The organism is Curtobacterium sp. RIT-PI-V, from assembly GCF_025642935.1.
Taxonomy (GTDB): domain Bacteria; phylum Actinomycetota; class Actinomycetes; order Actinomycetales; family Microbacteriaceae; genus Curtobacterium.
Genome location: NZ_JANZKM010000035.1, coordinates 1 through 24,210 on the forward strand (window position 1 = coordinate 1; position 24,210 = coordinate 24,210).

The 24,210-nt window shown below is 71.7% G+C and carries 26 protein-coding genes; 10 read left to right on the forward strand and 16 right to left on the reverse strand.

Features of this window, described 5'->3' with window-relative positions; genetic code table 11:
* The first annotated feature begins 57 nt into the window (after nt 1–57).
* Nucleotides 58–549 carry a DUF427 domain-containing protein gene (locus OGL88_RS16175; RefSeq protein ID WP_263092128.1) on the forward strand — a complete coding sequence of 164 codons (492 nt, stop codon included), beginning with the start codon at nt 58–60 and terminating at the stop codon, nt 547–549.
* 96 nt (nt 550–645) lie between these two features.
* Here OGL88_RS16175 and OGL88_RS16180 read toward each other — a convergent pair whose 3' ends face one another.
* Nucleotides 646–981 (reverse strand): hypothetical protein, encoded by a 336-nt coding sequence (locus OGL88_RS16180; protein WP_263092129.1) that lies wholly within the window; start codon nt 979–981, stop codon nt 646–648.
* Nucleotides 982–1,057: 76 nt separating this feature from the next.
* On the opposite strand from OGL88_RS16180, the gene OGL88_RS16185 reads away from it, so the two are divergent.
* From OGL88_RS16185 to OGL88_RS16195, 3 genes are all read left to right on the forward strand, one after another.
* Complete coding sequence (locus OGL88_RS16185; protein ID WP_123939213.1) at nt 1,058–1,438, forward strand: DoxX family protein; 381 nt, start codon at nt 1,058–1,060, stop codon at nt 1,436–1,438.
* Nucleotides 1,438–1,923, forward strand: a complete 486-nt coding sequence (locus OGL88_RS16190) for a DUF6264 family protein (protein WP_374114453.1) — start codon at nt 1,438–1,440, stop codon at nt 1,921–1,923. The genes OGL88_RS16185 and OGL88_RS16190 overlap by 1 nt, the downstream gene beginning before the upstream one ends.
* Nucleotides 1,924–2,239: 316 nt before the next feature.
* Complete coding sequence (locus tag OGL88_RS16195; RefSeq protein WP_263092130.1) at nt 2,240–2,677, forward strand: hypothetical protein; 438 nt, start codon at nt 2,240–2,242, stop codon at nt 2,675–2,677.
* 52 nt (nt 2,678–2,729) lie between these two features.
* Here OGL88_RS16195 and OGL88_RS16200 read toward each other — a convergent pair whose 3' ends face one another.
* Together OGL88_RS16200 and OGL88_RS16205 are read right to left on the reverse strand one after the other, a co-directional pair.
* Nucleotides 2,730–3,350 carry a hypothetical protein gene (locus tag OGL88_RS16200; protein WP_205462120.1) on the reverse strand — a complete coding sequence of 207 codons (621 nt, stop codon included), beginning with the start codon at nt 3,348–3,350 and terminating at the stop codon, nt 2,730–2,732.
* 121 nt (nt 3,351–3,471) lie between these two features.
* Entirely contained in the window at nt 3,472–4,926 is a 1,455-nt protein-coding gene (locus OGL88_RS16205; RefSeq protein ID WP_263092131.1) for an APC family permease, read from the reverse strand.
* Nucleotides 4,927–5,024: 98 nt separating this feature from the next.
* Between OGL88_RS16205 and OGL88_RS16210 the strand changes: the two genes are divergently transcribed.
* Entirely contained in the window at nt 5,025–5,453 is a 429-nt protein-coding gene (locus tag OGL88_RS16210) for a DUF6892 domain-containing protein (protein WP_263092132.1), read from the forward strand.
* Between the two features lie 19 nt (nt 5,454–5,472).
* Here OGL88_RS16210 and OGL88_RS16215 read toward each other — a convergent pair whose 3' ends face one another.
* The 3 genes from OGL88_RS16215 to OGL88_RS16225 are packed head-to-tail and all read right to left on the reverse strand — an operon-like array spanning nt 5,473 to nt 8,138.
* Nucleotides 5,473–6,093: a uracil-DNA glycosylase gene (locus OGL88_RS16215; RefSeq protein ID WP_263092133.1), complete on the reverse strand. Its 621-nt coding sequence runs from the start codon at nt 6,091–6,093 to the stop codon at nt 5,473–5,475.
* Nucleotides 6,090–7,292, reverse strand: a complete 1,203-nt coding sequence (locus OGL88_RS16220) for a glycosyltransferase (protein WP_263092134.1) — start codon at nt 7,290–7,292, stop codon at nt 6,090–6,092. Before OGL88_RS16220 ends, OGL88_RS16215 begins: the two co-directional genes overlap by 4 nt.
* Nucleotides 7,293–7,301: 9 nt before the next feature.
* Complete coding sequence (locus OGL88_RS16225; RefSeq protein WP_263092135.1) at nt 7,302–8,138, reverse strand: DUF429 domain-containing protein; 837 nt, start codon at nt 8,136–8,138, stop codon at nt 7,302–7,304.
* Between the two features lie 32 nt (nt 8,139–8,170).
* On the opposite strand from OGL88_RS16225, the gene ligD reads away from it, so the two are divergent.
* A complete protein-coding gene (ligD, locus tag OGL88_RS16230; RefSeq protein ID WP_263092136.1) occupies nt 8,171–9,190 on the forward strand; it encodes a non-homologous end-joining DNA ligase in 1,020 nt (339 codons plus the stop codon).
* A 19-nt stretch (nt 9,191–9,209) separates the two neighbouring features.
* Here the strand turns inward: ligD and OGL88_RS16235 are convergent, their stop codons facing one another.
* The 3 genes from OGL88_RS16235 to OGL88_RS16245 all read right to left on the reverse strand — a co-directional run bounded on the left by OGL88_RS16235 (nt 9,210) and on the right by OGL88_RS16245 (nt 10,693).
* Entirely contained in the window at nt 9,210–9,353 is a 144-nt protein-coding gene (locus OGL88_RS16235; RefSeq protein ID WP_159573682.1) for a hypothetical protein, read from the reverse strand.
* On the reverse strand, nt 9,350–9,511 hold the full coding sequence (locus OGL88_RS16240) for a hypothetical protein (RefSeq protein WP_159573681.1): 162 nt from the start codon (nt 9,509–9,511) through the stop codon (nt 9,350–9,352). The genes OGL88_RS16235 and OGL88_RS16240 overlap by 4 nt, the downstream gene beginning before the upstream one ends.
* 138 nt (nt 9,512–9,649) lie before the next feature.
* A complete protein-coding gene (locus OGL88_RS16245; protein WP_263092137.1) occupies nt 9,650–10,693 on the reverse strand; it encodes an ATP-dependent DNA ligase in 1,044 nt (347 codons plus the stop codon).
* Between the two features lie 159 nt (nt 10,694–10,852).
* On the opposite strand from OGL88_RS16245, the gene OGL88_RS16250 reads away from it, so the two are divergent.
* Complete coding sequence (locus OGL88_RS16250) at nt 10,853–11,896, forward strand: MBL fold metallo-hydrolase (protein ID WP_263092138.1); 1,044 nt, start codon at nt 10,853–10,855, stop codon at nt 11,894–11,896.
* 17 nt (nt 11,897–11,913) lie between these two features.
* Here OGL88_RS16250 and OGL88_RS16255 read toward each other — a convergent pair whose 3' ends face one another.
* The 5 genes from OGL88_RS16255 to OGL88_RS16275 form a co-directional block, all read right to left on the reverse strand.
* Complete coding sequence (locus tag OGL88_RS16255; RefSeq protein ID WP_263092139.1) at nt 11,914–12,546, reverse strand: FMN-dependent NADH-azoreductase; 633 nt, start codon at nt 12,544–12,546, stop codon at nt 11,914–11,916.
* 142 nt (nt 12,547–12,688) lie between these two features.
* The gene (locus OGL88_RS16260; protein WP_263092140.1) at nt 12,689–14,335 is read right to left on the reverse strand and encodes a putative Ig domain-containing protein; all 1,647 of its coding nucleotides are present in this window, start codon (nt 14,333–14,335) and stop codon (nt 12,689–12,691) included.
* 205 nt (nt 14,336–14,540) lie between these two features.
* Nucleotides 14,541–15,947, reverse strand: coding sequence for a hypothetical protein (locus tag OGL88_RS16265; protein ID WP_263092141.1), 1,407 nt, complete (start codon nt 15,945–15,947; stop codon nt 14,541–14,543).
* Nucleotides 15,948–16,174: 227 nt separating this feature from the next.
* The gene (locus OGL88_RS16270) at nt 16,175–17,743 is read right to left on the reverse strand and encodes a hypothetical protein (protein WP_263092142.1); all 1,569 of its coding nucleotides are present in this window, start codon (nt 17,741–17,743) and stop codon (nt 16,175–16,177) included.
* 91 nt (nt 17,744–17,834) lie between these two features.
* Nucleotides 17,835–18,764, reverse strand: a complete 930-nt coding sequence (locus OGL88_RS16275) for a LysR family transcriptional regulator (protein ID WP_263092143.1) — start codon at nt 18,762–18,764, stop codon at nt 17,835–17,837.
* 81 nt (nt 18,765–18,845) lie between these two features.
* Between OGL88_RS16275 and OGL88_RS16280 the strand changes: the two genes are divergently transcribed.
* From OGL88_RS16280 to OGL88_RS16290, 3 genes are all read left to right on the forward strand, one after another.
* Nucleotides 18,846–22,316, forward strand: coding sequence for a bifunctional proline dehydrogenase/L-glutamate gamma-semialdehyde dehydrogenase (locus tag OGL88_RS16280; RefSeq protein ID WP_263092144.1), 3,471 nt, complete (start codon nt 18,846–18,848; stop codon nt 22,314–22,316).
* Between the two features lie 157 nt (nt 22,317–22,473).
* On the forward strand, nt 22,474–22,914 hold the full coding sequence (locus tag OGL88_RS16285; RefSeq protein ID WP_111086862.1) for a VOC family protein: 441 nt from the start codon (nt 22,474–22,476) through the stop codon (nt 22,912–22,914).
* 47 nt (nt 22,915–22,961) lie between these two features.
* The gene (locus OGL88_RS16290; protein ID WP_263092145.1) at nt 22,962–23,111 is read left to right on the forward strand and encodes a hypothetical protein; all 150 of its coding nucleotides are present in this window, start codon (nt 22,962–22,964) and stop codon (nt 23,109–23,111) included.
* A gap of 25 nt (nt 23,112–23,136) precedes the next feature.
* Here the strand turns inward: OGL88_RS16290 and OGL88_RS16295 are convergent, their stop codons facing one another.
* Together OGL88_RS16295 and OGL88_RS16300 are read right to left on the reverse strand one after the other, a co-directional pair.
* Nucleotides 23,137–23,580 carry an acyl-CoA thioesterase gene (locus OGL88_RS16295; RefSeq protein ID WP_205462136.1) on the reverse strand — a complete coding sequence of 148 codons (444 nt, stop codon included), beginning with the start codon at nt 23,578–23,580 and terminating at the stop codon, nt 23,137–23,139.
* Nucleotides 23,577–24,185 (reverse strand): QsdR family transcriptional regulator, encoded by a 609-nt coding sequence (locus tag OGL88_RS16300; RefSeq protein ID WP_144750513.1) that lies wholly within the window; start codon nt 24,183–24,185, stop codon nt 23,577–23,579. Before OGL88_RS16300 ends, OGL88_RS16295 begins: the two co-directional genes overlap by 4 nt.
* Nucleotides 24,186–24,210: the final 25 nt, after the last annotated feature.

Sequence of the window (24,210 nt, forward strand, 5' to 3'; positions counted from 1 at the left end):
CCCGCCAGCCGCCCGCCCGACAGCCCGACCGCAGCTGTGCGGCGTAGACAGGACCGCATGCGTCATCCCACACGGATCGAACCCGGCCCCGGACAGGAATCGGTCTGGGACTACCCCCGCCCACCGGCCGTCGAGCCTGTCACCGCCCGCGTCGTCGTCCGGTTCGGCGGCACCGTCGTGGCCGACACGACCGATGCCGTGCGGGTCCTCGAGACCTCGCACCCGCCGGTGTACTACCTGCCGATGGCCGACCTCGACCTCCGCCCCGCCCAGGGGTCGAGCATGTGCGAGTTCAAGGGCCGGGCGCGGTACTTCGACGTGGTCGGCGGGGACGGCACCGTCGCGAGCCGCGCCGCGTGGAACTACCCGACGCCCAAGCCGGGGTACGAGTCGCTCCGGGACCGCGTCGCGATCTACCCGTCGGCGATGGACTCGTGCGAGGTCGGCGGCGAGGTCGTGCAGTCGCAGGACGGCGACTTCTACGGCGGTTGGATCACGTCGGACGTCGTCGGACCGTTCAAGGGCGCACCGGGCACGCTCGGTTGGTGACCCGGCCCGCGGAGCTGGGGCCCGCGCTCTGCGGCGCGACCACCCCGGGGCGCGACGGGCAGCGCGGGGCCGGCACGGGCCTCCCGGTCGACCGCGTCAGCGGTTCGCGTAGGGCGACCAGAACGGCGGCGGGAACGCGCCGGCGGTCGCGATGACGAGCAGCTGCCAGACGATCATGACCAGCCCGGCGGCGCCGACTACGATGCCGATCCACGCCCAGACCTGCACCGCGCGGCGACGGCGACCGGCGATGGCGATCGCCCGCCAGCCGCTCAGCACGCAGACGATGCCGAACGCAGCACCGAGCAGGACGTGCCGGACCGTGCCCTGGGCCGGCACGATGATGCCGAGGTAGAACGCGACCGGGCCGAGCAGCACGGCGAAGGTCGCGGGGGCCGCTGGCGGCTCGTGGTCCCGAGAGGGTGCTCCCATACGTCTGAATGTAGCGAGCCGGTCGGGTTCCGTACACGTGCGAGCGCCGTCGCCCGGGAGCAGGCACGATGGAGGCATGCGTTCCTTCCTCCGCGTCCTGCTCGGCCTGGCGCTCGTGTTCGCCGGCACGAGTCACCTCACCTTCGCGCGCAAGGAGTTCACGGCGCAGGTTCCGGAGTTCGTGCCGCTCTCCGAGGACACGACCGTGCTGGCGTCGGGTGTCGCGGAGATCACCCTCGGTTCGGCGCTCGTGCTCGCGCCGAAGCCGGCCCGGCGCTTCGTCGGTTCCGTCGCTGCACTGTTCTTCACGGTGATCTTCCCGGGCAACCTGTCGCAGTGGGTCAACCGTCGCGACGCGTTCGGCCTGGACACCGACGAGAAGCGGGTCGCGCGTCTGTTCGGGCAGCCGCTGCTCATCGCCGTGGCCCTCTGGTCCACGCGCGGCCGGCGGTCCTGATGGACGCGCCCGCCCGGTCGTCCGGTCCGGCTGACGCCGGTTCGGTGCCCGGCTCGGGTCCGGAGTCGGTTCCGGGTGCGCGTCTCGATCCGCTCGGGTCGGCTCCGGCGCGGTTCGGACGGGAGGCCCGTCACCCCTTGGCAGGGCGCCGCCGCGTCGCGGACATGGTGGCCTCCATCGCCCTGCTCGTGGTGCTGACGCTCGAAGCGTTGGCAGCGGGGTGGGGCATCAAGCTCATGTCGTTGGCGTTCGTGTCGTGCGCTGCCCCGGGGAACACCTGCAACGTGGGGCTCGGTGACTCGGTCGTGACGGTCGGGCCGATCCTGATCGCGCTGGTGCTGGTCGCTTCGATCGTGGTGTGCATCCTGCGGTTGGTGCGGCGTCGGCTGGCGTGGCCGGTCGTGCTCGTGGGGGTCGCGGCCGTCGTCGCGGTGTTCTTCGCGGCGCTGCTGCTCATCGAGAGCTCGGTGACGCACGGCATCTAGGGGCGCTGCCGTCCCGAGGTTCCGAGTGGACCCGAGGTTCCGAGTTGTCCTGAGGTTCCGAAATCTCGGCATGTCGGCGCCCCGTTCGTCGAGGTCTGGAACCTCGGCGATCAGCGTGCGGCATGTCGTGGAACCTCGCCGAGCCGGTCGGGTTCGGTTTGGAGGCCCGTCCAGCGACCGCGAGGGCGTCGGGATCGCCGAAGTCGGACGGCTCGCGGCCTCAAGTCGTCCTCCACAGGTGACTGCGGCGGCCAGGTTGTGCACAGATGCGCACGGTGGCCGTCGGTGCGCGGGTCGGGTTCGCGACGCTGGAGGCATGCCTGACACCGACACCCTCGACCGCCTGATCCGAACCCCTGTCCGCACCGACGACGACGTCGTCCAACTCGTCGCCGCCCTGGTCGACCGCCCGGTGCGCCGGCAGTGCTGGGTGGTGTTCCTCGACGAGCTCGGGATGTCGATCCCGTTCCTGTTGCCCATCGCGGATCTGCCCTACCAGCCGGACGAGCACGTCAGCGACTTCGCGTCGTTGATCTCCGAGATCGTCGGGCAGCTCGGCGCGGTCGACGTCGTCCTCGCGTGGGAGCGGCCCGGTGTCGACCGCGTGCACCCGGTCGACTGGGAGTGGGTCGACGCGTGCGCCTGCGCCCTCGACGAGCACGCGATCCGCCTGCGCGCGCAGGTCATCGTCCACGAGGGCGGCGCCGCGATGGTCGAACTCGACGAGCACGACCAGGACCAGGACGTCGCGTGATCGTCGGGCCAGGCGGTCTCGTGACCGTCGGGTCCGGCGGTCTCGTGACCGGTCAGCCCTGCGGGGCGGTGTCCGGCACGGTCTCGCCCGTCAGTCCCTCGACGACGGCCTTCGCCGCGGGCCAGGACTTCGCGTAGTGCTCGGGGTCCGAGTTGATCTGCACCGCGTGCGCCATCTGCGTCGGCGTCATCGTCTTCCAACCGGGGACCTTGACGAGCTTCGCGTAGAACATCGACGCCGCCGTGTACGGGTCCATCCGCTGCTCGTACGTGCCCCAGGCGCCGTTGTCGCGCTGCTGGAACAGGCCGCGGCTGTCCGGTCCCGCGGCGTCGCCGTGGTCCAGGTTCACCAGGCTCGACTCGCCGATCGCCGTCATGACCCCGACGGCCTGGGTGTGCGGCCCGATGCCGACTGCCTTCGCGGCTTGGATCACCGACGCGGCGTTCACCAGGCGGTCCTGGCAGAAGCCCGCGATGGGGCCGGCGGGGACGACCAAGCCGCCGACGGTCTTCGAAGCGACCTTCGGGCACGTGGGGGTGGCGTCGGCACCGCTGGACTTCGCGATGCCGGCGATCGAGTTGACCGCGATCACGACGAGGACCACCACCCCGATGCCGACGACCACGATGCCGGCGCCGAACACCGACGCGAGCGTGATGCCGACACGGCGCATGACGGGACCTCTCGACGGACGGGGCGGGGCAGGCGGAGCACGACGAGCGTACGGGCGCCGCCTGGGAACCGCACCCGCCCGATCGGGGGTCGCGCCGTACTGCCGCCCCGCCGTCCGTCCGTCAGACGTCGCGGTGGTCGTGCGGCGGGTGCTGCACCTTCGTCGGTTCGGTGACCAGACCGGTCGGGGCCTTCTCGGCCTGCTTCCGGCCGTGGGTGAGCCACGTCACGAGCCAGAGGACCACGCCCAGCGCCAGCAGTGCACCGGCGATCTGGTACTGCTGCGGGTCACGTCCGGACGAGAACGGCAGCACGAGCCACAGACACGTGATGATGCCGATGACGGGGATGATCACGCCGGCTCGGAAGTGCTTGTGGTCGACCTTGTCGCGCCGGAGCACGAGCACCGTCAGGTTCACGACGGCGAACACCGTGAGCAGCAGGAGCGAGGTCGTGCCACCGAGGACCACCACGATCGGGGAGTCCGGGTCGAGCGAGACCCAGCCGATGAGCAGCAGGGAGATCGCGGTGGTGAAGACGATCGCGCTCGACGGGGTGCGACGGGCGGGGGAGATGCGGGCCAGGAAGCCCGGCAGCACGCCCTGCTTGCTCATGCCGTACAGCAGTCGCGACGCCATCATCATGTTGATCAGGGCGGTGTTCGCCACGGCGAACATCGAGATGAACGGCAGCAGGTCGGCGATCGGGAAGTCCGGCGCGGCGGTCTGCACGACGGTCACGAGCGGGGTCTCGTTGCCGGCGAGCTCACCGATCGGCACGACGGCGACGGCGCAGATCGACACGAGTGTGTAGATCACCGCCGTGATGCCGAGGCCGGTGAGCATCACCTTCGGGAAGATGCGCGAGGGGTCCTTGGTCTCCTCGGCCATGTTCACCGAGTCCTCGAATCCGACCATCGCGAAGAACGCCAGCGACGTCGCCGTGGAGATCGACATGAGCAGGGTCTTGTCCTCCGGGGTCTCGAACATCACCACGCGCGAGAAGTCCGCGTTGCCGCCCGCGATCGCCCAGAAGCCGATCAGGATCACCATGACGAGACCGGACAGCTCGACCAGGGTGAGGACCACGTTCGTCTTCACGCTCTCGCTGACCCCGCGGAAGTTGATCGCCATCACCGCGAGCATGAAGCCCATGGCGATGAGCATCACGACGACGTTCGGCAACTCGAGTCCGAACCCGACGCCGAGGTTGGCGGCGAATGCCCGCGACGCCGTCGACGCCGAGGTGATGCCGGAACACATCACGATGAAGGTCACGATGAAGGTGATGAAGTGGACGCCGAACGCCTTGTGCACGTAGAGCGCAGCGCCCGCGGTCTGCGGGTACTTCGTCACGAGCTCCAGGTACGAGAACGCCGTCAGCAGGGCGACCGCGAAGGCGATGAGGAAGGGGAGCCACGCTGCTCCTCCGACCTCTGCCGCGACCTGACCGGTGAGCGCGTAGACACCCGTTCCCAGGATGTCGCCGACGATGAACAGCAGCAGGAGCTTGGGACCGATGACCCGGCGGAGCTCGGGCTGCTCCTGCTGTGGTCGGTCCGTCTTGGTGGTGGCCATGCGTCACCCTTGCGCGCGAGGCACCTTGCTGTCTAGTCCCACAGGAATGTTTCTCGCGATCGCAACACGGTCGCTCGGCGACGGATACTCTCCGGGCCATGGACCACGAGTCGAACACCATCGAAGAGCCCGTCGAGTTCGCCGACTTCAACGCGAAGCTGCTGGTGCTCGACGTCCTCTGCTACGACCTCGACGTCCTCGACCCCTACGACCCGGAGACCGCCGACGAGACGGACGAGGACCTCGACGTCGACGGCCAGGACGACCGGGCCCGCGAGTACTACGACGACCTGGAACTCCTGCCGTCGCACCTGTCGCTCGTCACAGAGCTCACCGTCGACACCGACCTCGAGGTGCTGCAGGACGTGCACCCCGGGTGGGAGGGCTCCGACGACCGCTTCGACCCGCAGAACTGGGACGACGTCCTCGACCTGCCGGTGCTCCGCACCGTGTACGCAGCGGCGCCGCTGCCCGCCCACGTCGCCGAGGCCCTGGCCGCGAAGGGCGTCGAGGTCCGCTCAGCCTGAGCGGACGAACCGGCACGGACTAGCGGTCCAGCGCTCGCAGCTGCTCCGTGAACTGCGTCGCGCCGCCCTGCGCAGGGTGCCGGACGGCGATCGCCTCGATGCCGGCCAGCGCGAGCGCTCCCTGGGCCTTCCGACCGACGGCCACGACCCGGACCTGGTCGACGCCACCGAGTGCCTCGAGCAGTGCGAGGGCGACGGGTGCTCCCGAGCGCACCTCGGCAGGTCGGGGCGTGCGGTTCGTCAGCCGGTCCGGTGCAACGAACGGGTGGTGCGGGAAGATCGCCCACGCCACGGGGAGCGGCCCGGTCCAGTCGGAGAGTGCCGCCTGTACGACGCGCGATGAGGCCTCCCACGGGGCTGTCGGCTCCGGCGGCACCAGGTAGTCGGCCCCGAACCGGTCCGTCTCGAGCTCGCGCATGCTCGTGAACGGGATGCCGGTGTTCGTCATGCCGCGCCACCCGGGCGCCTCCGCCACGAGCAGGGTGTCCGCCGCCGGCCCGAACTGCTCCAGGTACCGCTGCAGGTTCGACCGCCGGAGCCGCCCCTCGGCCGAACCGAGGTCGTAGAGCGCCTCGGCGTCCGCCTCCACCGGCACGGCGTCGAGCGCCGCCCAGAACCCCGACGCGTCGAAGCGGCTCACGAGCGCCCGAGCACCCGGCGGTACACGTCCTCGAGCCCCGAAGCCGATCGCTCCCAGCTCAGACGCTCCGCGTGCTCCCGCCCGGCCGAGGACAGTGCGGCCGCGTACCCGGAGTCCGTCAGGATCCGCTCGATCTCGGCAGCCCACACCGACGGCTCGCGCGATTCGAGCACGACACCCGTCTCGCCGTCGACCACGGCCTCACGCAGCCCCCCGGCAGCCGCGGCCACGACCGGCACCCCGGACGCCGAGCCCTCCAGCGCCACGAGGCCGTACGTCTCGGAGTGCGACGGCACCAGCACGGCTGCCGCGCCACGGAACAGGAACGCCAGGTCGGCACGCGACTGCGGCCCGATGAAGGTGACGCGATCGGCGATGCCACGCGCGGCGGCGAGCCGACGCAGTTCGTCCACGTAGTCACCAGCCTCGCTCGATGCGTCCCCGGCGATGACCAACGTGGGACGGGCCTCCTCGCTGATGCCGGCGATCGCCTCGATGGCCAGGTCGAGCCCCTTCAACGGCTGCACGCGAGCCGCCGCGACGACGTAGGGCGTGGCGGCCCGGCGCGCACCGGCGGCTGCCGGGCGGAAGACCGACCCGTCGACCCCGGGCGGCACGATCCAGATCCGCGCGTCGGCACCGCCGAGCCGCGTCCGGACCGTCGACGCCTCGGCCTCGGACACCACGACGACCGCATCGGACCCACGCGCCAGCTGCTGCTCGCCCGTGATGCGGCCGGCGGACTCGGGCCGCTCACCCTCGGACAACGGCGTCTCGGGGTCGGCGGCGATCGAGTGGAACGACTGCACGTGCGGGATGCCACGCTCACGGGCCACCGGCAGGGCAGCGGCACCGGAGAACCAGTGGTGCGAGTGCAGGACGTCGAACGGCCCGAGCTGCTCGAGCTCGTGGCGGAACGGCTCGATGAACGCGTCGTGCTCACCCTTCGGCACCGGTTCGGCCGGACCCGCCGACAGGAACCGCAGGCACACACCCGGCACGAGCGAGACCGAGTCCGGCTGCGTCGGCGCCGAACGCCGCGTGATGATGTCGACGTGGTGGCCACGATCGGCCAGCGCCTCGGCCTGGTGCCGGACGACGACGTTCATGCCGCCGACCTCGCCCGAGCCGGGTTCGTCTCCGGGGGAGGTGTGCAGCGACACCAGCCCGATGTGCAGGGGTTCGCTCGTCGTGCTCACCGGTCAACCCTAGCCGCGCGCGCCCCGCTGCGACGGGCGCGCGGGCGCCACCACGACGGGCCGGCGGCCCGCCTCGTCCACCGGGTCGGTGGGGAGGTCCGGATCGCCTCCCAGGATCTGCACGCGCTGGTCGCCGTGACGCTCCCAGAACGCCGCCGTCCAGGCACACAGGGCACCGTCGAGCAGGTCCTCGCGGTGCTTGTGCGTCGGCCCGTGCAGCACCGACGGGTCGGCGAGGCTCGCCGTCAGCGGATGCGAGTCGAGCTGCAACGGCGGGTCGAGCGGGGTCTCACGCAAGCGCCGGACGAGCTCGTCGAACGCCTCGGCGCGGCGTGCCCGGGCTTCGGCGGCCGGCACCTTCAGGTCCAGGCGCTTGTAGCGGGGCCGCTCGACGTCGTACCCGAGCTCCTCGACACCGACGAGGGTCGTGTACGGGTAGCACTCGAACACCGCCGGCCCGCTCCGGGCGTGCATCGAGGCCGTGTCGGACACGTAGCCGACACCGAGCGCGGTGAGCCGGTCGAGCAGGCGGGAGCCGGCGCTCGCCGCGGAGGCCTGGTTCGTCGGGTTCGCCGCGACCTTCCACCGGCCGTAGCGCTGCCCGACCTGCCGTTCGGATTCGCGGATGCCGGTCGGGTTCGTCACCACTAGCGACGCGTCGACGGCGATGAGCGATCGCGGCCCGAGGTGCTCCGTGATCCAGGCCGTGACGTCGTCGACCCCGCGGGCCCACCCGGCGTCGGTGATCGTGCCGTCGCGCTCCATCGCGATCAGTCCGGTCTCGTTCGGCGCGCGGCTTGCGGTGCCGAGCCCCCACGCCAGGTCCACTCCGAGGTACGCGCTCACCCGTCCATCGTGCACCGAGTACCTTCCGCTGCATGGCGAGCGAAGCGACGACGGTGCGGGTTCCCGGTCCGGACGGAGACCGCGAGGTCCGGATCAGCAGCCCGTCCCGGGTGCTCTGGCCGGACGCCGGGATCACCAAGGCCGACCTCGCCGAGTACCTGGTGACGGTGGGCGACGCCTTCGTCCGCGCGAACGGCGACCGACCCGTCTCGCTGCAGCGGTTCCCCGGCGGCGTCGACGGCGAGCAGTTCTTCTCGAAGAACCCGCCCAAGGGTGCGCCGGACTACGTGCGGTCGGTCATGGTGACGTACCCGAGCGGCCGGGAGCACCCGCAGCTCGTCATCGACGAGCCGGCCGTCGCGGTGTGGGCCGCGCAGATGAACACCGTGGTCTTCCACCCGTGGGCATCGCGCGCCGAGGACAGCGATCACCCGGACCAGCTCCGCATCGACCTCGACCCGCAACCCGGCACGGACTTCTCGGACACGGTGCCCGTGGCGCAGGAACTCCGGAAGGTCCTGGACGAAGCGGGTCTGACGGCGTGGATCAAGACGAGCGGCAACCGCGGTCTGCACGTGTTCGCCCCGATCGCCCCCGAGCACGAGTTCCTCGACGTCCGGCATGCAGTGATCGCCGCCGCCCGAGAACTCGAACGGCGGATGCCCGACCGGGTCACGACGGCGTGGTGGAAGGAGGAGCGCGGCCAGCGGGTCTTCGTCGACTACAACCAGGCGAACCGCGACCGCACGATGGCCGGTGCCTACAGCCCGCGCGCACTGGCGCACGCCTCGGTGTCGACGCCGATCACGTGGGACGAGCTGCCGACGGCGGACCCGACGACGTTCACGATCCGGACCGTCCCCGAGCGCCTGGCGACGATCGGCGACCCGTGGCAGGCGATGCACGACGAGCCGGCGAGCATCGCGCCGTTGCTGGCGTGGTGGGAGCGCGACCTGGAGAACGGCGCGGGTGAACTGCCGTTCCCGCCGGACTTCCCGAAGATGCCGGGCGAGCCGCCGCGCGTGCAACCGTCCCGAGCGAAGAAGTCCTGACCCGGACCAACGCGAACCGTCAGACGGCGGGCAGCGTGTCCGTCGAGCGGTCGGGGTCGTCGACGCGGGACGTCTGCATCGGCAGCCCGACGCTCGCCGTGTGCAGGCGGGTCAGTCGCGACCAGGTGCCGCGGTGCGCGTCGCTGATGCCGTCGACGATCACGAGCCCAGGCCGATCGTGACGAGTGCGAGCGCGGTGGCGGTCACGCCGGCGATGGCGCTGATGACCGCACTGAGCTGCAGGGTGCGCTGGCGGCGTGCCTCGCGTACCTCGGTGAAGGGGTTCCGCTGCGAGTGGCGGACAAGCGTGCTGGTGCTCATGTCGATCCGCTTTCGGTCCTGGGGCTCCCGGGATGGGTGCCTCGTGGTGCTGATCACCATCGTGGCAGCGTTTCGCTAGTTCGGCTAACTACTTTCCTGCGATGAGCGGGAAGACGACGAAAAACGGACAACCACGCGTCAGGACAGGACATCCCGCAGGTCGTACGCCGACGGCACCTCGAGCTGGTCGAACCCGCACGACTCCGCGTCGCGGTCCGGACGCCACCGTTCGAACTGCACCGTGTGCCGGAACCGGTCGCCCTCCATCTGGTCGTACCGGACCTCGAGCACGACCTCCGGCGCCAGCCGGACGAACGACGTGTCGCGACCCGACGAGAAACGCGACCGTTCCCCGTCACCGGTGACGGGCCTCCCGTCCGCATCGCGGAGCACGACGGGCTCGAGCTCGTCGACCAGGGCGAGTCGGCGCTCGTCGGAGAAGGCGGAGACGCCGCCGACCTGGCGGAGCTCACCGTCGTCGCCGTACAGCCCGACGAGCAGCGACCCGACGCCCGAGCCGCTCTTGTGAACGCGGTACCCGATCGCGACGACGTCGGCCGTCCGGTGGTGCTTGATCTTGAGCATGGTCCGCTTGCCCGGTTCGTACGGCTTGGCACGGCGCTTGGCGACCACACCGTCGAGTCCGGCGCCCTCGAAGGTGGTGAGCCACTCGCGGGCCTGGTCGACGTCGAGTGTGGTGCGCGTGACGAACAGCGGCTCGGACATGCCGCTCGCGAGGTGTTCCAGCCGGTCGCGGCGTTCGTCGAACGGCAGGTCGACCAGCTCGTCGCCGTCCGCCGCGAGCAGGTCGAACGCGACGAACTGCGCGGGCGTTTCGGCACTGAGCTTCGCGATCCGCGAGGCAGCCGGGTGGATGCGCTGCGACAGCGCCTCCCAGTCGAGGCGTTCGGCTCCGGGCTCGCCGGAGCGCAGGATCACCTCGCCGTCGAGCACCACCGGGTGGTCGCGGCCGCCGAACTGCGCGCGGAAGGCCTCGACGAGTTCGGGGAAGTAGCGCGTGAGCGGTTTCGCCCCGCGGCTGCCGATCTCGACGTCGTCGCCGTCGATCGTCACGACGCCGCGGAAGCCGTCCCACTTCGGTTCGTACCGCAGCCCGCCGGTCACGCTGTCGGGTTCCGGGACGTCGGCGACGGCCTTGGCCAGCATCGGTGCGATCTCCATGCGTCGTGTCTACTCGGGCTCCGGTGGGCGGCGCTGCGCGCTTCGTGAGCAGGAATGGTCGGGTCCGGCGAGACGACCCGACGTCTTCTGCTCACGAAGTGCGGCCGGGAGGCCCGGAGTGCGCTGGGCAGGTCGGCTCGCGTCAGTACTGTGGTGCGGGTGACGACCGTGCCCCCGTCGGCAGCGCCGACTCCGGAACCGATCAGCCCCGTGCAGGCCGCCGCGCTCCGCGACGGCGTCCTGCCGCCCGTCGAACAGGTCCGGCCGGGCATCTGGACCTTCGCGGTGCCGTTCCGGTTCGGGGTGCCCGATGCGACCCTGGTCTACGTGGTGGAGGGGTCGGACGGGTCCCTCGCGCTGATCGACCCTGGGTGGTCGGCCGACGGCGGTCTGGACGAGGTGCGCGCCGCACTGTCGGCGATCGGCCGCTCGCTCGACGACGTGTCCCTCGTCGCCGTGACGCACCTGCACGCCGACCACCTCGGTGCCGCCGCCGCGGTCCGTCGAGCGACCGGTGCGCGGGTCGCGATGCACGGGCTCGAGGTCGCCGCGCTGGACCGTGAGCGCGCCGACGCGGTGCAGAACGACGCGGACATCGCCACGTGGGGCCTGCCGCAGCACCTGCACGACGGGGTCGTCGCTGCGTGGGGGAGCGGGCGACGGATCGGGCTCGGGCGGAGCGAGGCGCCCTACGCCGACCTGCTGCTGGCCGACGGCGACGTGCTGCCGATCCCTGGGCGCACCATCCGGACGCTCTGGACGCCCGGGCACACCGCCGGGCACGTGTGCTTCGTCGACGAGGCGGACGGGCTGCTGTTCACCGGCGACCACGTGCTGCCACGGATCAACTCCGGGATCGGCCTCGGCGGGCGCACCGACACGAACCCGCTCGGCGACTACCTGGCGTCGCTCGGTCGACTCGACGTGCACGCGGGGATGGAGGTCTGCCCGGGCCACGAGTACCGGTTCGCCGACGTCGTCGCACGCGCGCAGACGTTGGCTCGACACCGCGAGGAGCGGTCGCGGCACGTCGCCGAGGCGCTCGACGCGCTCGACCGACCCACGCTGTTCGAGGTCGCCGCACGCGTGCCGTTCAGTGGCGGGATCGAGTCGATGTCCGGGTTCCTGCTCGCGAGTGCACTGACGCAGACGGCGTTCCACGCGGCGCTGCTCGGCCGGTCCGGCGAGGTCCGCCCCGCCTGACCGCTCGCGTCCTGACGTCAGCCGAGGGTCGACGCCAGGCGCTCGATGGTCGTCTTCGCGTCGGCGAACTCGGCGGACGCGTGCTCGGCGAGCGGGGCGAGGTCGGGCAGCCGGTCGGCCAGGGTGGCGCTGACCGTGATCGGGTAGGGCTTCATGCCGAGCGCCGTGCCGAGGATGAGGTGCAGGACCGGCGAGCCGTGGTCCCAGTCCTCGGTCGGGGTGCCGGCGTCGTAGGTCGCACCGCGGCTGACCACGGTCACGACCGGACGGCCGGCCAGGGGCTGCACGTCGCCCGCCAGGACCCCGGGGACGTGGATGCGGTCGATCCAGGCCTTGAGTGTCGACGGCACCGTGTAGTTGTACAGCGGCGACCCGACGACCACGACGTCGGCGGCGAGGAGCTCGTCGATGACCTCCTGGCGCAGTGCCTCGGCCTCGGGAGCGACGGACTCGTCGGCGGTGCGGTCCGCTGCCGCCCAGTGCAGCGCCGAGGTCTCGAGGTGCGGGAGCTGGTCGACGTGCAGGTCGCGGCGGACCACGGTGTACTCCGGTCCGCGAGCGCGCCAGGCATCGGCGAACGCGGCGGTCAGCGCGCGCGAACGGGAGTGGGAGAGGTCGGCCGAGGAGTCGATGTGCAGCAGCGTGGGCATGGTGCCCACGCTACCGACGGTGGGACGGGAACGGCCCCGCCGCCCCGGCGAGGGGGCAGGCGGGGCCGAGCCGGGCCTCCCGTCCGTCACGCGGGCACGCGACGGACGGGAGACGACGGGGACCGTCAGCGCTCGTCGTACGTCAGCGCTGTGCGCGGCGACGGCGCAGGGTGCGGGCGCCGATCAGGCCGGCACCGGCGACGAGCAGGCCGAGGGCCCAGGGCAGGGCGCCGGTGGCGTCCGAACCCGTGTAGGCGAGCTGGCCGCCACGGTTCGTCGGGGTGACCGGGGCCGCAGCGACCGGGGTCGTCGGGGTGACGACGGTGGCGGCGGTCGGCTGGACCTCGACGGCGAACGAGGTGCTGAAGGACCCGAGCGCGACGGACAGGTTGTGGACCGAGGCGTGCGGGAACGTGACGTTCACGAGACCGAAGTCGCCGAAGTCGGGGTCCGGCGTGATGACGTCACTGGCGACGTCCGACGTGACGGTCGGTGCGACCGCCGGAGCGTCCTCGTCGAGCCCGCCGATCGTGTTGCCCCAGCGGTCGACGAGACCGCCCTGGACGACGAGCGTCCCACCCTGCTTGATGGTCGGGCGACCACCGACGGCGAAGTCGTCCTCGGTGAGGGTGAGCACGGTGCCGTCGGGCTCGACGACCCAGGTCGTCCGGTCTTCGGTCTCGTCGTCGGTGATCAGGCCTGCGCGGTCGGTCGTGAACACCAGGACGCCGACCGGCGCGCCGGCCTCGACGGTGAGCGAGACGTACTGCGTGACCGAGACGGTGCCGCTCGTCGCGGTGACGGCGAAGTCCCAGTCCCAGGCGTCGGTCGTGGTGCCGCTGAGCTCACCGGTCGACGCGTCGAAGGTCAGGCCTTCGGGGAGCTGGTCCGCGGGGGTGGTCTCCTCCTCGGGGTACTCCTCGGCGTACTCCGCGTCGTCCTGCGAGAACCAGTCGAGCTTGTAGGTCGGCTCGGGCGAACCCTGAGCGCGGAAGGTGTGCGAGAACGCGTCGCCGGCGGCGGTGGTCAGTTCGAGCGGGTGGTCGGCGTCGGCACCGGCCGTGGTCGGCTTGCCGTCGGTGCCGAGGAACGCGGGGTCCTGGGTGACGGGCGCGGTCGCAGCGGAGGTCACCGAGGTCGTCTCGGTCGCGTCGGGCAGGGTGCCGGTCACCGTGACGGTGATCGTCTTGCGCACGTCGGTGGGGTCGATGCGGTAGGTCGCGGTCTTCGACAGGACGTTGCGGTCCTGGTCGGCCCAGACGTACTTGTACGTGGAGTCCTCGTCGAAGCCGGTGACGACGGCGCTCAGGAGGGTGCCGACCTTGGCTGCACCGTCGATGGTGACGGTCGCGTCAGCGGCCTTCGTGGTGACGTCCGGGGTGGGCGTCGCGGTCGGAGCCGGGGTCTCGGCGGCCGGAGCCGTGGTCTCGGGTGCCGTCGGCTCGGCGGCCGGGGCGGTCGCGTCGCCGCTCGGAGCGGTGGCACCCGTCCCGTCGCCGGCCGGGGCGCCGTCGTCGCCGGTGGTGTCACCGGTCGTGTCGCCCGCGGCAGGGGCGCCGTCGGTCGAACCGGCGTCGGCGGCGGGCGTGCCGGTGCCGTCCGTCGCGGAGTCGCTCGGCGTGGTGCCGTCAGCGGTGCCGGTCGTCGCCGGGCTGGTGACCGTCGTGGTCGGCTCGGCCGCCGTGGCGGCGGTGGCGGTCATGACGCCCAGACCGGTCGTGAGACCGATCAGCGCGACGGTGGTGCCGACGGCGCACGCGCGTCGGACGGTGGAGGTGCTACGGCGCACTTCTTCCCCCAGGAGTTCAGTCCGGTCGGGTGCCGGAACATAAGAATCCGCCGAGAATCCCCGGCTTGCTCGGATCGTATTGGTAGACGCGCGCGGACACGACCGTCTTGATCAGAATGTGACCATGGTTGGGGGTTCCCGCACGACGGACGGGAGGCCCGCTACCAGCTGGCACCGGGCCTCCCGTCCGTTCGTCGGTCGCGTCTCAGGCGCGACGGCGGCGCAGGCGGTGGACCAGCAGGCCGCCGCCCGCGGCGAGCAGGCCGAGGGCCCACGCCAACGGCGTGGTCTCGTCGGCGCCGGTGTAGGCGAGCGTGCTGCCGGTGCCGCCCGTCGTGGTCGCGACCGCGGCCGTGGCGACCGGACGGACGGCGACGACGAACGTGGTCGAGGCGCCACCCTGGGTGATGGTGAGGCGGTGGTCCGAGGCGTGCGGGAACGTCACCTTCGAGGCGTCGCCCCGGGGATCGGTGACGACCTGGTCGGACGCCACCGAGCTGGTCACCGTCGCGCCGAAGCCGGTGCCCACGGATGCCGGCGCGGTCGGGTTGCCGAACCGGTCGACGGCGAGGCCGGAGACCTCGAGCGAGCCGCCCTGCTGGACGCGGATCGACGACACGGTGCCGAGGGGCTCCCCGCCGCCGGTGAACGCGCTGATCACGCCACCGGGGGCGACCGACCAGACCGTCGCACCGGGCGTGCCGGTGTCGACGATCGCGAGGACCCCGACGGGTGCGGCCGGCAGGACGGTCAGGCGCACGTACTCCGTGGCGGTCGCGGTGCCGCGGAGAGCGACGACCTCGAAGTCGTACGTGCCCGCCGTCGTCACCGTGCTGGTGAGCACGCCGGTCTCGACGTTGACGGTGAGGTCGGTCGAGGGCGCGTCCTGGATCGCGTACGCCAGCGACCCCGTGCCGCCGGTGGTGCGGAAGGTGTGCGTGAACGTCGCGCCGGCGGTGGCGGTGAGGGCGAGCGGCTTCGCCTTCGTCGACGGCTCGGTGAAGACGACCGGCGACGGCGAGACGGTCAGCCGGACGTACTCGGTCACCTGTGTCGAGCCGCTGAGGGCGACGACCTCGAAGTCGAACGTGCCGGCGGTCGTCGGGGTACCGCTCAGCTCGCCGGTCTCGACGTTCACCGTGTAGTCCGCCGACGGGGCGTCCTGGATGGCGTACGCGACGGTGCCGTCGCCGCCCGTGGTGGTGAAGGTGTGGCTGAACGGCGTGCCGACCGTGGCGGTGAGGGCGAGCGGGGCGGCCTGGGTCGACGGCTCGGTGAACGCGAGGTCGCTGCCGTCACCCGGTGCGGCCGCCGGGCTGGCACTGTCCGAGGCCTTCGCGGCTGGGCTCGCGCTCGGCGTCGGGCTTGCGCTCGGCGTCGGGCTGGTGCTCGCCGTCGGGCTGGCGCTGGGCGTCGGCGCTGACGTCTCCGTCGTCGGGCTGGCGCTCGGCGTCGCGGTGGCCGTGGTGGTGCTCGTCGGTGTCGTCGGTTCCGTCGGCGTCGCCGCCGTCGCGGACGCGCCGACGCCGATGACCGAGCCGATGGCGGTCGCCGCCACGACGATGCCGATCGTCGCCGCGCGGCGGACGGGCGGCTTGGTGGACTGGTGCATGGTTCCCCCCTGGGAGTCCGGGTTGCGAGCGCCCGGTGGTCGTGCGCTCGTCAGTGCTGACATTACGGTTCGCGGGCCCGTTCCGGTCCCGCCGGAGATCACGGTTTCATCTCGGTACTACCCGCTCTGATCTGGGGTTTCTCACAGGATCGCGCGACGACGGACGGGAGGCGCGGGGCGGTCGTGCTCCGCGCCTCCAGTCCGTCAGGCGGTCGCCGTGACGTGCCTCAGCCGAGTCGGCGACGCACGCGCCAGACGAGCAGGCCGGCGCCCGACGCCAGGAGGCCGAGGGCCCACGCGAGCGGTCCGGACTCGTCGGCCCCGGTGTACGCGAGGGTGCCCGACGCGGTCGGTGTGCGGGTGGTCGAGACCACGGTCGTGGCGGTTGGCTGCACCTCGAAGCGGATGGTGCTCGTCACGTCCCCGTAGGCCACGGTGATCGTGTGCGGCGACGCGTGGTCGAAGGTCACCCAGGTGGCCGCGGCCTCGGGGTCGTACTCGATGCGGTCGCTGGCCACGTCACTCGTGAAGGTGAGGTCGGTGTGGTCACCGACCGGCTGCCCGTCGGCGTCCACGGCCAGGGCACGGATCTGCACCCGGTCACCCTGTCGGGCCGGGATCGCGTCGACACGCTGCGCGTCGCCGTCCGCCGGGTAGTAGGTGATCACGTCGCCCTCGACGCCCCAACGGTCACCGGACGTCTCGTCCGCGGGGAGCACCCCGACGGCGATGCCGGCGACGGCAGCGGGGGCTTCGGAGACGCGGACCGTGAACGAGGTCGAGACGCCGCCCTCGGACACCGTCAGCGTGCGGGTGCCCGGCTCCGAGAACGTCACCGTGTTCGCCGACCAGTTCGGGTCCCAGACCACGCCGTCGGACGCGGTGGTGCTCGTGACGGTCGAACGCGGGTACCCGTCGCCCGGGGTGGTGCGGTTGCCCAGCGCATCGACGGCCAGCCCCGCGAGGGTCATCGAGGAGCCGACGGTGGCGGGGACCTCCGACACCACGGTCGCACCGGTGCCGCCCGGCGTGTACTCACGGATCGTCCCGTCGGCGTCGACCTGCCAGCTGACGTCGGAGTCCGAGCTGTCGACACCGAACGTGACACCCACCGGGGCGCCGGGCTCGATGTCGACCTGGACGTACTGCTTGGCGGTCTGGTGCAGGTCGGTCGCGGTGACCAGGAACAGTGCGGGCCCGTCGATCGTGCTCTTCGGGGTGGCGCTCAGGACACCGGTCTGCTCGTTCCAGGACCAGCCGTTGACGTCGTTGTTCGGGAAGAAGTTCAGCGGGTTGAACAGGTACTCCAGTGGGCCGTCGCCGCCCTGGGCGGTGAAGGTGTGCGAGAACGGCTGACCGGCGGTCGCGGTGAGGACGATCGGCGCGTCCTTGGTCGACGGCTCCGCCCAGGTGACGGGCGTCGATGCCTCGGGAGCAGGCTGTTCGGCGGCGGGGGTCGTCGTCCCCGGGTCCGCGGTGGGCGTGGTGGTCCCGGCCGGGGTGGGTGCCGGCGTGTCGTCCGGTGCCGCCGTCTCGGTGGTGGGTGCCGGGTCGGTGGCCGGCGCCGGGTCGGCGGGCGCGTCGTCCGGTGCGGCCTGCTGCGTGTCGGAGTCGGTGGTCGCGGTGGTTGCGTCCTGCGGTGCGGACGTGGTCGTGCTGCTCGGTGCGGCGGTCTCGTCGGTGGCCGCGGAGGCGGCGCTCGCCCCGATGCCGAACGCCGACGAGGCGGTGACGATCGCGATGGCCGCTCCGATCGCCGCGTTGCGGCGGAGCGTGTACTTGCAGGACTGGTTCATGGGATCCCCCTCGGATGCCTGGGTGGGACGCTCGATCAGCGTCCTCTACCCAGGGAGTGTCCGACGACGACCGGTCCTGACGTGTCGGAGGTCACGGATCGGTCACGACCTCCGTACCGGCGTCACCCACCGCGGCGGCCGCGTGTTCGAGGGCGTGGCGGAGCGCGCGGACCGCGGGGGAGGACGACCCGGCCGACCGGACCACCGTGAAGATCGTCCGCCGTGGGTGCTCGGGCAGCTCGACCAGCCGGCACGTCGTCGTGCGACCGGTCCACATCAGGTCGGGCATCAGGCTGACGGCGTTCCCGGACTCCACCAGGCGGATCTGCGTCTGCAGGTCGGCGGTCTCGTAGCGCACGTCCGGCTCGAAGCCCCAGCGTCGGCAGACCTGCTCGGCGAAGTGCCGCGACGCGGTCCCGCGCGGCTCCATCACCCAGGGGAGTGCCTCGGCGTCCTCGATCGACGACACCGGAGCGAGGGCGGTGTCGATCGGGGGCAGGGCCAGCCGGACGGCGTCGGTCGTGAGGTCCTCGCGGTGCAGCCCCGGCAGGTGCGGAGCCGCGTGCGCGGGGTACTGCTCCGCGATGACCACGTCGAAGTCGCGGGCCCAGGTCTCGTGCAGTGCTGTCTCCGGCTCCCGCTGCACCATCTCGATGCGGACGTCCGGGTGCTCGGTCGCCATGGCGTGCAGGGCGTTCGGCATGAGGGCGAGGGCCGCGGACTGGAACACCGCGACGCGAATCCGACCCTGCACGGTCGGCATGGTCTCCTCGACCTGCGACTGCGCCAGCTCGAGGACGTCCATCACGTGCCCGGCCGCCTGCACCAGGACCTCGGCCTGCGGGGTGAGCTGCAGCCGCCGACCGGCCTTCCGGAGCAGGGGCACGCCGGCCTCGCGCTCCAGGGCGCTGAGCTGCTGCGAGACCGCCGACGGGGTGAAGTTCACGGCCTCGGCGACCGCGGCGATCGTGCCCCGGATGGAGAGCTCACGGAGCAGGACGAGACGGCGGACATCGAGCACGCTGACACTGTAGCTCCGCTGAACGGTATTCATCACGAACCGTTGCTTCCGCTTCAGCATGCGGCCCTCCACACTGAACCCATGACGACCCTGCACGAGCACCCCGCCACCGACCACGACGCCCTCGCGGACCAGTCCGTCGCGCTCGTGCGACAGTGGCTCGCCGAAGCCGAGACCTACCCGGTCGACGGCTCGGCGAAACAGCTCGCCGGGGTGCTCGCCGACCCCGCCGGTCTGGACTTCGCCGTGGGGTTCGTCGACGGCGTCGTCCGACCCGAGGACCTCGGCGTCGCCGCCCGCAAGCTCCGTGCCATCGCTCCCGGTGCGCCCGGCTTCCTGCCCGTAGCGCTCCGTGGACTCGTCCGCGTGGGTGGCGGGATGGCACCGGCACTGCCCGGCGTCGTCGTGCCCATCGCACGTCGAGTGCTCCGGAACATGGTCGGCCACCTGATCGTCGACGCGACCGACACCAAGCTCGGCCCGGCCATCGCCAAGATCAAGCGCGACGGCGTCCGGCTGAACGTCAACCTGCTCGGCGAGGCCGTGCTCGGCGAGGGCGAAGCAGCCCGTCGGCTCGAGGGCACGCACAAGCTCCTGGCGCGCGACGACGTCGACTACGTGTCGATCAAGGTCTCCTCCACCGTGCACCCGCACTCCCCGTGGGCGTTCGACCACGCGGTCGAGGACATCATCGAGAAGCTCCGGCCCCTCTTCCGCCGGGCCGCGTCGGCGTCCCCGGCCAAGTTCATCAACCTCGACATGGAGGAGTACAAGGACCTCGACCTCACCATCGCGGTCTTCACGCAGCTCCTCGACGAGCCCGCGTTCCTCGATCTCGAAGCCGGCATCGTCCTGCAGGCGTACCTGCCCGACGCGCTCGCCGCGATGGAGCAGCTGCAGGAGTGGTCCGCCGCCCGCCGTGCCCGCGGCGGTGCCGGCATCAAGGTCCGCCTGGTCAAGGGCGCGAACCTGCCGATGGAGCAGGTCGAGGCCTCGGTGCACGGCTGGCCGCTCGCCACCTGGCACACCAAGCAGGACTCCGACACCAACTACAAGCGCGTGCTCGACTGGGCGCTCACCCCGTCCCGCGTCGAGAACGTCCGCGTCGGCGTCGCCGGACACAACCTGTTCGACGTCGCGCACGCGTGGCTGCTCGCCGGCGAACGCGGTGTGCGGGACGGCATCGAGTTCGAGATGCTGCTCGGCATGGCACAGGGACAGGCCGAGGCCGTCCGCCGCACCGTCGGTTCGCTGCTGCTCTATACGCCGGTCGTCCACCCGGGCGAGTTCGACGTCGCGATCGCGTACCTGATCCGCCGCCTCGAAGAGGGCGCCTCGCAGGACAACTTCATGTCCGCGGTCTTCTCGCTCGTGTCGTCGCCGCCGCTGTTCGCCCGCGAAGAAGAGCGGTTCCGCGCCTCGCTCGTGCCGCTCGCCACTCCGGAGGGGCTCGCTGCCCCCGCGTCCCACCGCGTCGCCGACCGCTACGCGGCCGTTGGTCGCCCCGGGCCCGGCCGGTTCGAGAACACGCCGGACAGCGACCCGTCGGTCGCGTCGGTGCGTCAGTGGGGGTCGGCCATCACGGACCGGATCGCGTCGTCGACGCTCGGCGTCCGCGCCGTCCAGGAGGCCCGGGTCGACTCCGCCGCGTCGCTCGACGCGGCGCTCGCTCGCGTCCAGGCCGCCGGTGCGGTCTGGGGGACCTGGTCCGGTGCCGCTCGTGGCGCCGTGCTGCACGCCGTCGGCGACGCGCTCGAGGCGAACCGCGCAGCACTCATCGAGGTCATGGCCGCCGAGACCGGCAAGACCATCGACCAGGCCGACCCCGAGGTGTCCGAGGCGATCGACTTCGCGCACTTCTACGGCTCGCTCGCGTCCCAGCTCGACGACCTCGACGGTGCCACGTTCACCCCGGCCACGCTGACCCTCGTCGCGCCGCCGTGGAACTTCCCGGTCGCGATCCCCGCCGGCTCGACCCTGGCCGCACTCGCCGCCGGGTCCGCCGTCGTCCTCAAGCCCGCGCCGCCCGCCGAGCGCTCCGGGGCCGTCCTCGCGTCGATCATCGAGACCGCGCTCGACGCCCACGGAGCCCCGGCTGACGTGCTCGCGTTCCTGCAGGTGTCCGAGAACGACCTCGGCCAGCAGCTCATCGCCTCGCCGATGGTCGACCAGGTCATCCTCACCGGTGCCTACGAGACCGCCGAGCTGTTCCGCTCGTTCCGCTCTGACCTGCCGCTGCTCGCCGAGACCTCGGGCAAGAACGCCGTGATCGTCACCCCGTCGTCGGACCTCGACCTCGCGGTGAAGGACGTCGTCGCCTCGGCCTTCGGACACGCCGGCCAGAAGTGCTCGGCCGCGTCACTCGTGGTGATGGTCGGCTCGGTCGCGAAGTCGAAGCGCTTCCGCAACCAGCTCCTCGACGCCGTGTCCTCGCTCACCGTCGGCTACCCGACCGACGCCGCGACGCAGATGGGCCCGGTCATCGAGCCGGCGTCGGGCAAGCTGCTCGACGGCCTGACGACGCTCGGCGCGGGCGAGTCCTGGGCCGTCGAGCCGAAGCGGCTCGACGAGACCGGCAAGCTCTGGAGCCCGGGTGTCCGTCAGGGCGTCCGACGCGGCTCGGAGTTCCACCGCACCGAGTACTTCGGTCCGATCCTCGGCATGATGACCGCCGACACCCTCGACGAAGCAATCGACATCGTCAACGAGGTCGACTACGGCCTGACCTCGGGCCTGCACTCGCTCGACCCGGCCGAGATCGGCACCTGGCTCGAGCGGATCCAGGCGGGCAACCTCTACGTCAACCGCGGCATCACGGGCGCCATCGTCCGTCGGCAGCCGTTCGGTGGCTGGAAGAAGTCGGCCGTCGGCGCGGGCACGAAGGCCGGCGGGCTGAACTACCTGCTCGGGCTGGGGTCGTGGGCGCCCGCTGCGTCGACTGCGTCGGCTGTTCCATCCGCCGCGGTGCATGCGTTCGTCCGGGCGACCGAGGTCACGTCGCCTGTGCTCGACCGGTCGCTGGCATCGGACGAGCAGGCCTGGTCGACGCTGTTCGGCACCGCGACCGACGTCTCGGCCCTCACCGCCGAGCGGAACATCGCGCGGTACCTGCCGTTCCCGTCGGTGCACGTGCGGCTCGCTGCGGTTGCAGGCTCCGACGCTGACGCCTCGGTGGTCGAGCTCGTGCGCGTCGTTGCCGCCGCACTCCGAGCCGGCACGACGATCGAGGTGTCGACGGTCGCGGCGCTGCCCGAGTCCGTCGCTTCGGCGATCCGCTCGCTGCCCATCGCCCGGTCCGTCTCGCAGTCGGTCTCCGACGAGTCCTTCGTGTCGTCCATCGCGGCGGGCCCGTCGACCCGTGTGCGGCTCATCGGCGGCAACACGTCGGCGCTGTACTCGGCGGTCGGCGGGCGTCCGGACGTCGCGGTGTACGGCGGCCCGGTGACGGAGGCTGGTCGGCTCGAGATCCTGCCGTTCGTCCGCGAGCAGGCGGTGTCGATCACGGCGCACCGCTTCGGCACGCCGAACCACCTGACCGACGAGCTCATCTGACCGGACCGCGGCGCTGGCGTTCGGGTCCAGCGCCGCTGTCCGGTCGCCGCACGGCCACGGGTACTTCGGAGGGGCAGAGCGTTGCCTCGGGTGCGCGTCGCAACCACGGCGCGCACCCGGCGGCCCTGCGTCGGGTCGAACCCGGAGGAGCTCCACCATGACCGAACCGTTCGCACGCCCCACCGCCCTGGCCCACGTCCGCGTCACGGTGACCGACATCCACCGCAGCAAGGCCTTCTACCAGCAGCTGCTCGGCACCGACCCGGCGATCGACTTCAGCGACCAGGTCGACGAGCCCGGCGTGCGCGAGGACCGCGAACGCTTCTACGGCGGCTCCGTGTTCCAGCTCGGCGACCAGGTGTTCGGACTCCGCCCGGTCGCCCCGGCGGGGCAGACGTTCAACCCGGACACCGTCGGTCTCGACCACGTCAGCTTCGTCGTGGGGTCGGTCGACGAGCTGCACCAGGCGGCCGCACGCCTCGACGCCGCAGGGGTCGAGCACGGCGAGGTCACCGACCTCGGCGACGCCGGCATGGTGATCCTGTCCGTGCAGGACCCCGACGACATCAACCTCGAGCTCGCTGCCCTCAAGTCCTGAGCAGTTCTCGGGCCGCGGGCTAGCATGGGGCGACGAGAGGGGACGTCATGCGCTTCGTGCAGGCCATCGGCCGGGGGATCGGCTTCGTGTTGTCGACCGTTGCGAAGGTGCTCGGGACCCTGAACGGCGCGAAGCCCGCGGGCGACGACCTCGCCGTGCGGCTGAACCAGCCGCGCGGTGACGACTACCGCCCCTGACGCGTTCTCTGCGCCGCGCGCAGCGTCAGTCGGCGACGGCGGGCTCCGGGGCGACCATCGTGCCGGTGACGAGCGCGCGGAGCGACTCCGGCAGGGGGATCGGTCGGCGGGCACCCTCGCGGTCGATGATGACGTGCGCGAATTCTCCGGTGGCGAGCAGGGCGCCGTCGGACTGACGGAACAGGCCGAACTCCCACGACAGGCTGGTGTTGCCGAGGTGCTTGGACCGCATCCCGACCTCGATGACGTCCGGCCACACGGCGGACTCGACGAACCGGCAGCTCGACGACACCAAGACCGCGATCCACTCCGACGTGAAGGGGTCGAGGCCAGCTTCCTCGCGGAACCAGTACGTCGACGCGTTGTCCATCGCCGAGTAGTAGATCGTGTTGTTGACGTGCCCGAACATGTCGTTGTCGTTCCACCGAGTGGGGTAGAGGCGGCGGAACGGGTACTCGTCGATGGTCATCGGTCTCCGATCGGAGGTGCGGGTGTGGCGTGATCGGCGGCGGGGCGCAGCACGTACTCGAACGCGGCGCGTGCCCGGACGGGGTCGGGGGCCTCGCCGGAGATGAACTCAGCGTAGGTGAACGACTCTGAGATCCGGACGAGCAGCCTTGCCAGCTCCTCGGAGGACAACGGCGCCGGATCGAACTCGCCGGACGACTGCTCCTCGACCACGAGCGCGGTGACCCGCTCGACGAACCGGCTCTGCACGTCGCTCTCCGAGGTGGTCAGCAGGCGCATCGCCCGCGCGGGCTCGCGGGTCAGGAAGGCGCGGAAGTAGGTGGCCTCGATGAGGTCGGCGGTGAACCGGTCGAGCACGTCGACGATGCGCGCCGCTCCGGACGACCCGATCGTGTCGGCAGCACGGGACGCCCGGTCGAGCGTCGGGACTGCGAGGGACCACAGGATCTCGGACAGCAACCGGTCACGGTTGCCCACCCACCGGAACAGCGACGTACGGTCCACGCCGAGTGCGGCAGCCAACGCGCCCATGTCGATCCGTGAGCCGTCGATGAACGTGTGGCGGGCCTCCCGGAAGGCGCGCAGCGCAGAATCCGATGTGTACACGCGGTCCTCTCTTGCAACGTTTTCG

What these genes read in the sequence shown, in the direction of transcription:
- OGL88_RS16290 (WP_263092145.1), top strand. Translation starts at nt 22,962, where the DNA reads ATGCGCTTCGTGCAGGCCATCGGCCGGGGGATCGGCTTCGTGTTGTCG.
- OGL88_RS16195 (WP_263092130.1), top strand. Translation starts at nt 2,240, where the DNA reads ATGCCTGACACCGACACCCTCGACCGCCTGATCCGAACCCCTGTCCGC.
- OGL88_RS16205 (WP_263092131.1), bottom strand. Translation starts at nt 4,926, where the DNA reads ATGGCCACCACCAAGACGGACCGACCACAGCAGGAGCAGCCCGAGCTC.
- OGL88_RS16200 (WP_205462120.1), bottom strand. Translation starts at nt 3,350, where the DNA reads ATGCGCCGTGTCGGCATCACGCTCGCGTCGGTGTTCGGCGCCGGCATC.
- OGL88_RS16270 (WP_263092142.1), bottom strand. Translation starts at nt 17,743, where the DNA reads ATGAACCAGTCCTGCAAGTACACGCTCCGCCGCAACGCGGCGATCGGA.
- OGL88_RS16280 (WP_263092144.1), top strand. Translation starts at nt 18,846, where the DNA reads ATGACGACCCTGCACGAGCACCCCGCCACCGACCACGACGCCCTCGCG.
- OGL88_RS16240 (WP_159573681.1), bottom strand. Translation starts at nt 9,511, where the DNA reads ATGAGCACCAGCACGCTTGTCCGCCACTCGCAGCGGAACCCCTTCACC.
- OGL88_RS16255 (WP_263092139.1), bottom strand. Translation starts at nt 12,546, where the DNA reads ATGCCCACGCTGCTGCACATCGACTCCTCGGCCGACCTCTCCCACTCC.
- OGL88_RS16210 (WP_263092132.1), top strand. Translation starts at nt 5,025, where the DNA reads ATGGACCACGAGTCGAACACCATCGAAGAGCCCGTCGAGTTCGCCGAC.
- OGL88_RS16265 (WP_263092141.1), bottom strand. Translation starts at nt 15,947, where the DNA reads ATGCACCAGTCCACCAAGCCGCCCGTCCGCCGCGCGGCGACGATCGGC.
- OGL88_RS16185 (WP_123939213.1), top strand. Translation starts at nt 1,058, where the DNA reads ATGCGTTCCTTCCTCCGCGTCCTGCTCGGCCTGGCGCTCGTGTTCGCC.
- OGL88_RS16285 (WP_111086862.1), top strand. Translation starts at nt 22,474, where the DNA reads ATGACCGAACCGTTCGCACGCCCCACCGCCCTGGCCCACGTCCGCGTC.
- OGL88_RS16245 (WP_263092137.1), bottom strand. Translation starts at nt 10,693, where the DNA reads ATGGAGATCGCACCGATGCTGGCCAAGGCCGTCGCCGACGTCCCGGAA.
- OGL88_RS16295 (WP_205462136.1), bottom strand. Translation starts at nt 23,580, where the DNA reads ATGACCATCGACGAGTACCCGTTCCGCCGCCTCTACCCCACTCGGTGG.
- OGL88_RS16180 (WP_263092129.1), bottom strand. Translation starts at nt 981, where the DNA reads ATGGGAGCACCCTCTCGGGACCACGAGCCGCCAGCGGCCCCCGCGACC.
- OGL88_RS16190 (WP_374114453.1), top strand. Translation starts at nt 1,438, where the DNA reads ATGGACGCGCCCGCCCGGTCGTCCGGTCCGGCTGACGCCGGTTCGGTG.
- ligD (WP_263092136.1), top strand. Translation starts at nt 8,171, where the DNA reads ATGGCGAGCGAAGCGACGACGGTGCGGGTTCCCGGTCCGGACGGAGAC.
- OGL88_RS16175 (WP_263092128.1), top strand. Translation starts at nt 58, where the DNA reads ATGCGTCATCCCACACGGATCGAACCCGGCCCCGGACAGGAATCGGTC.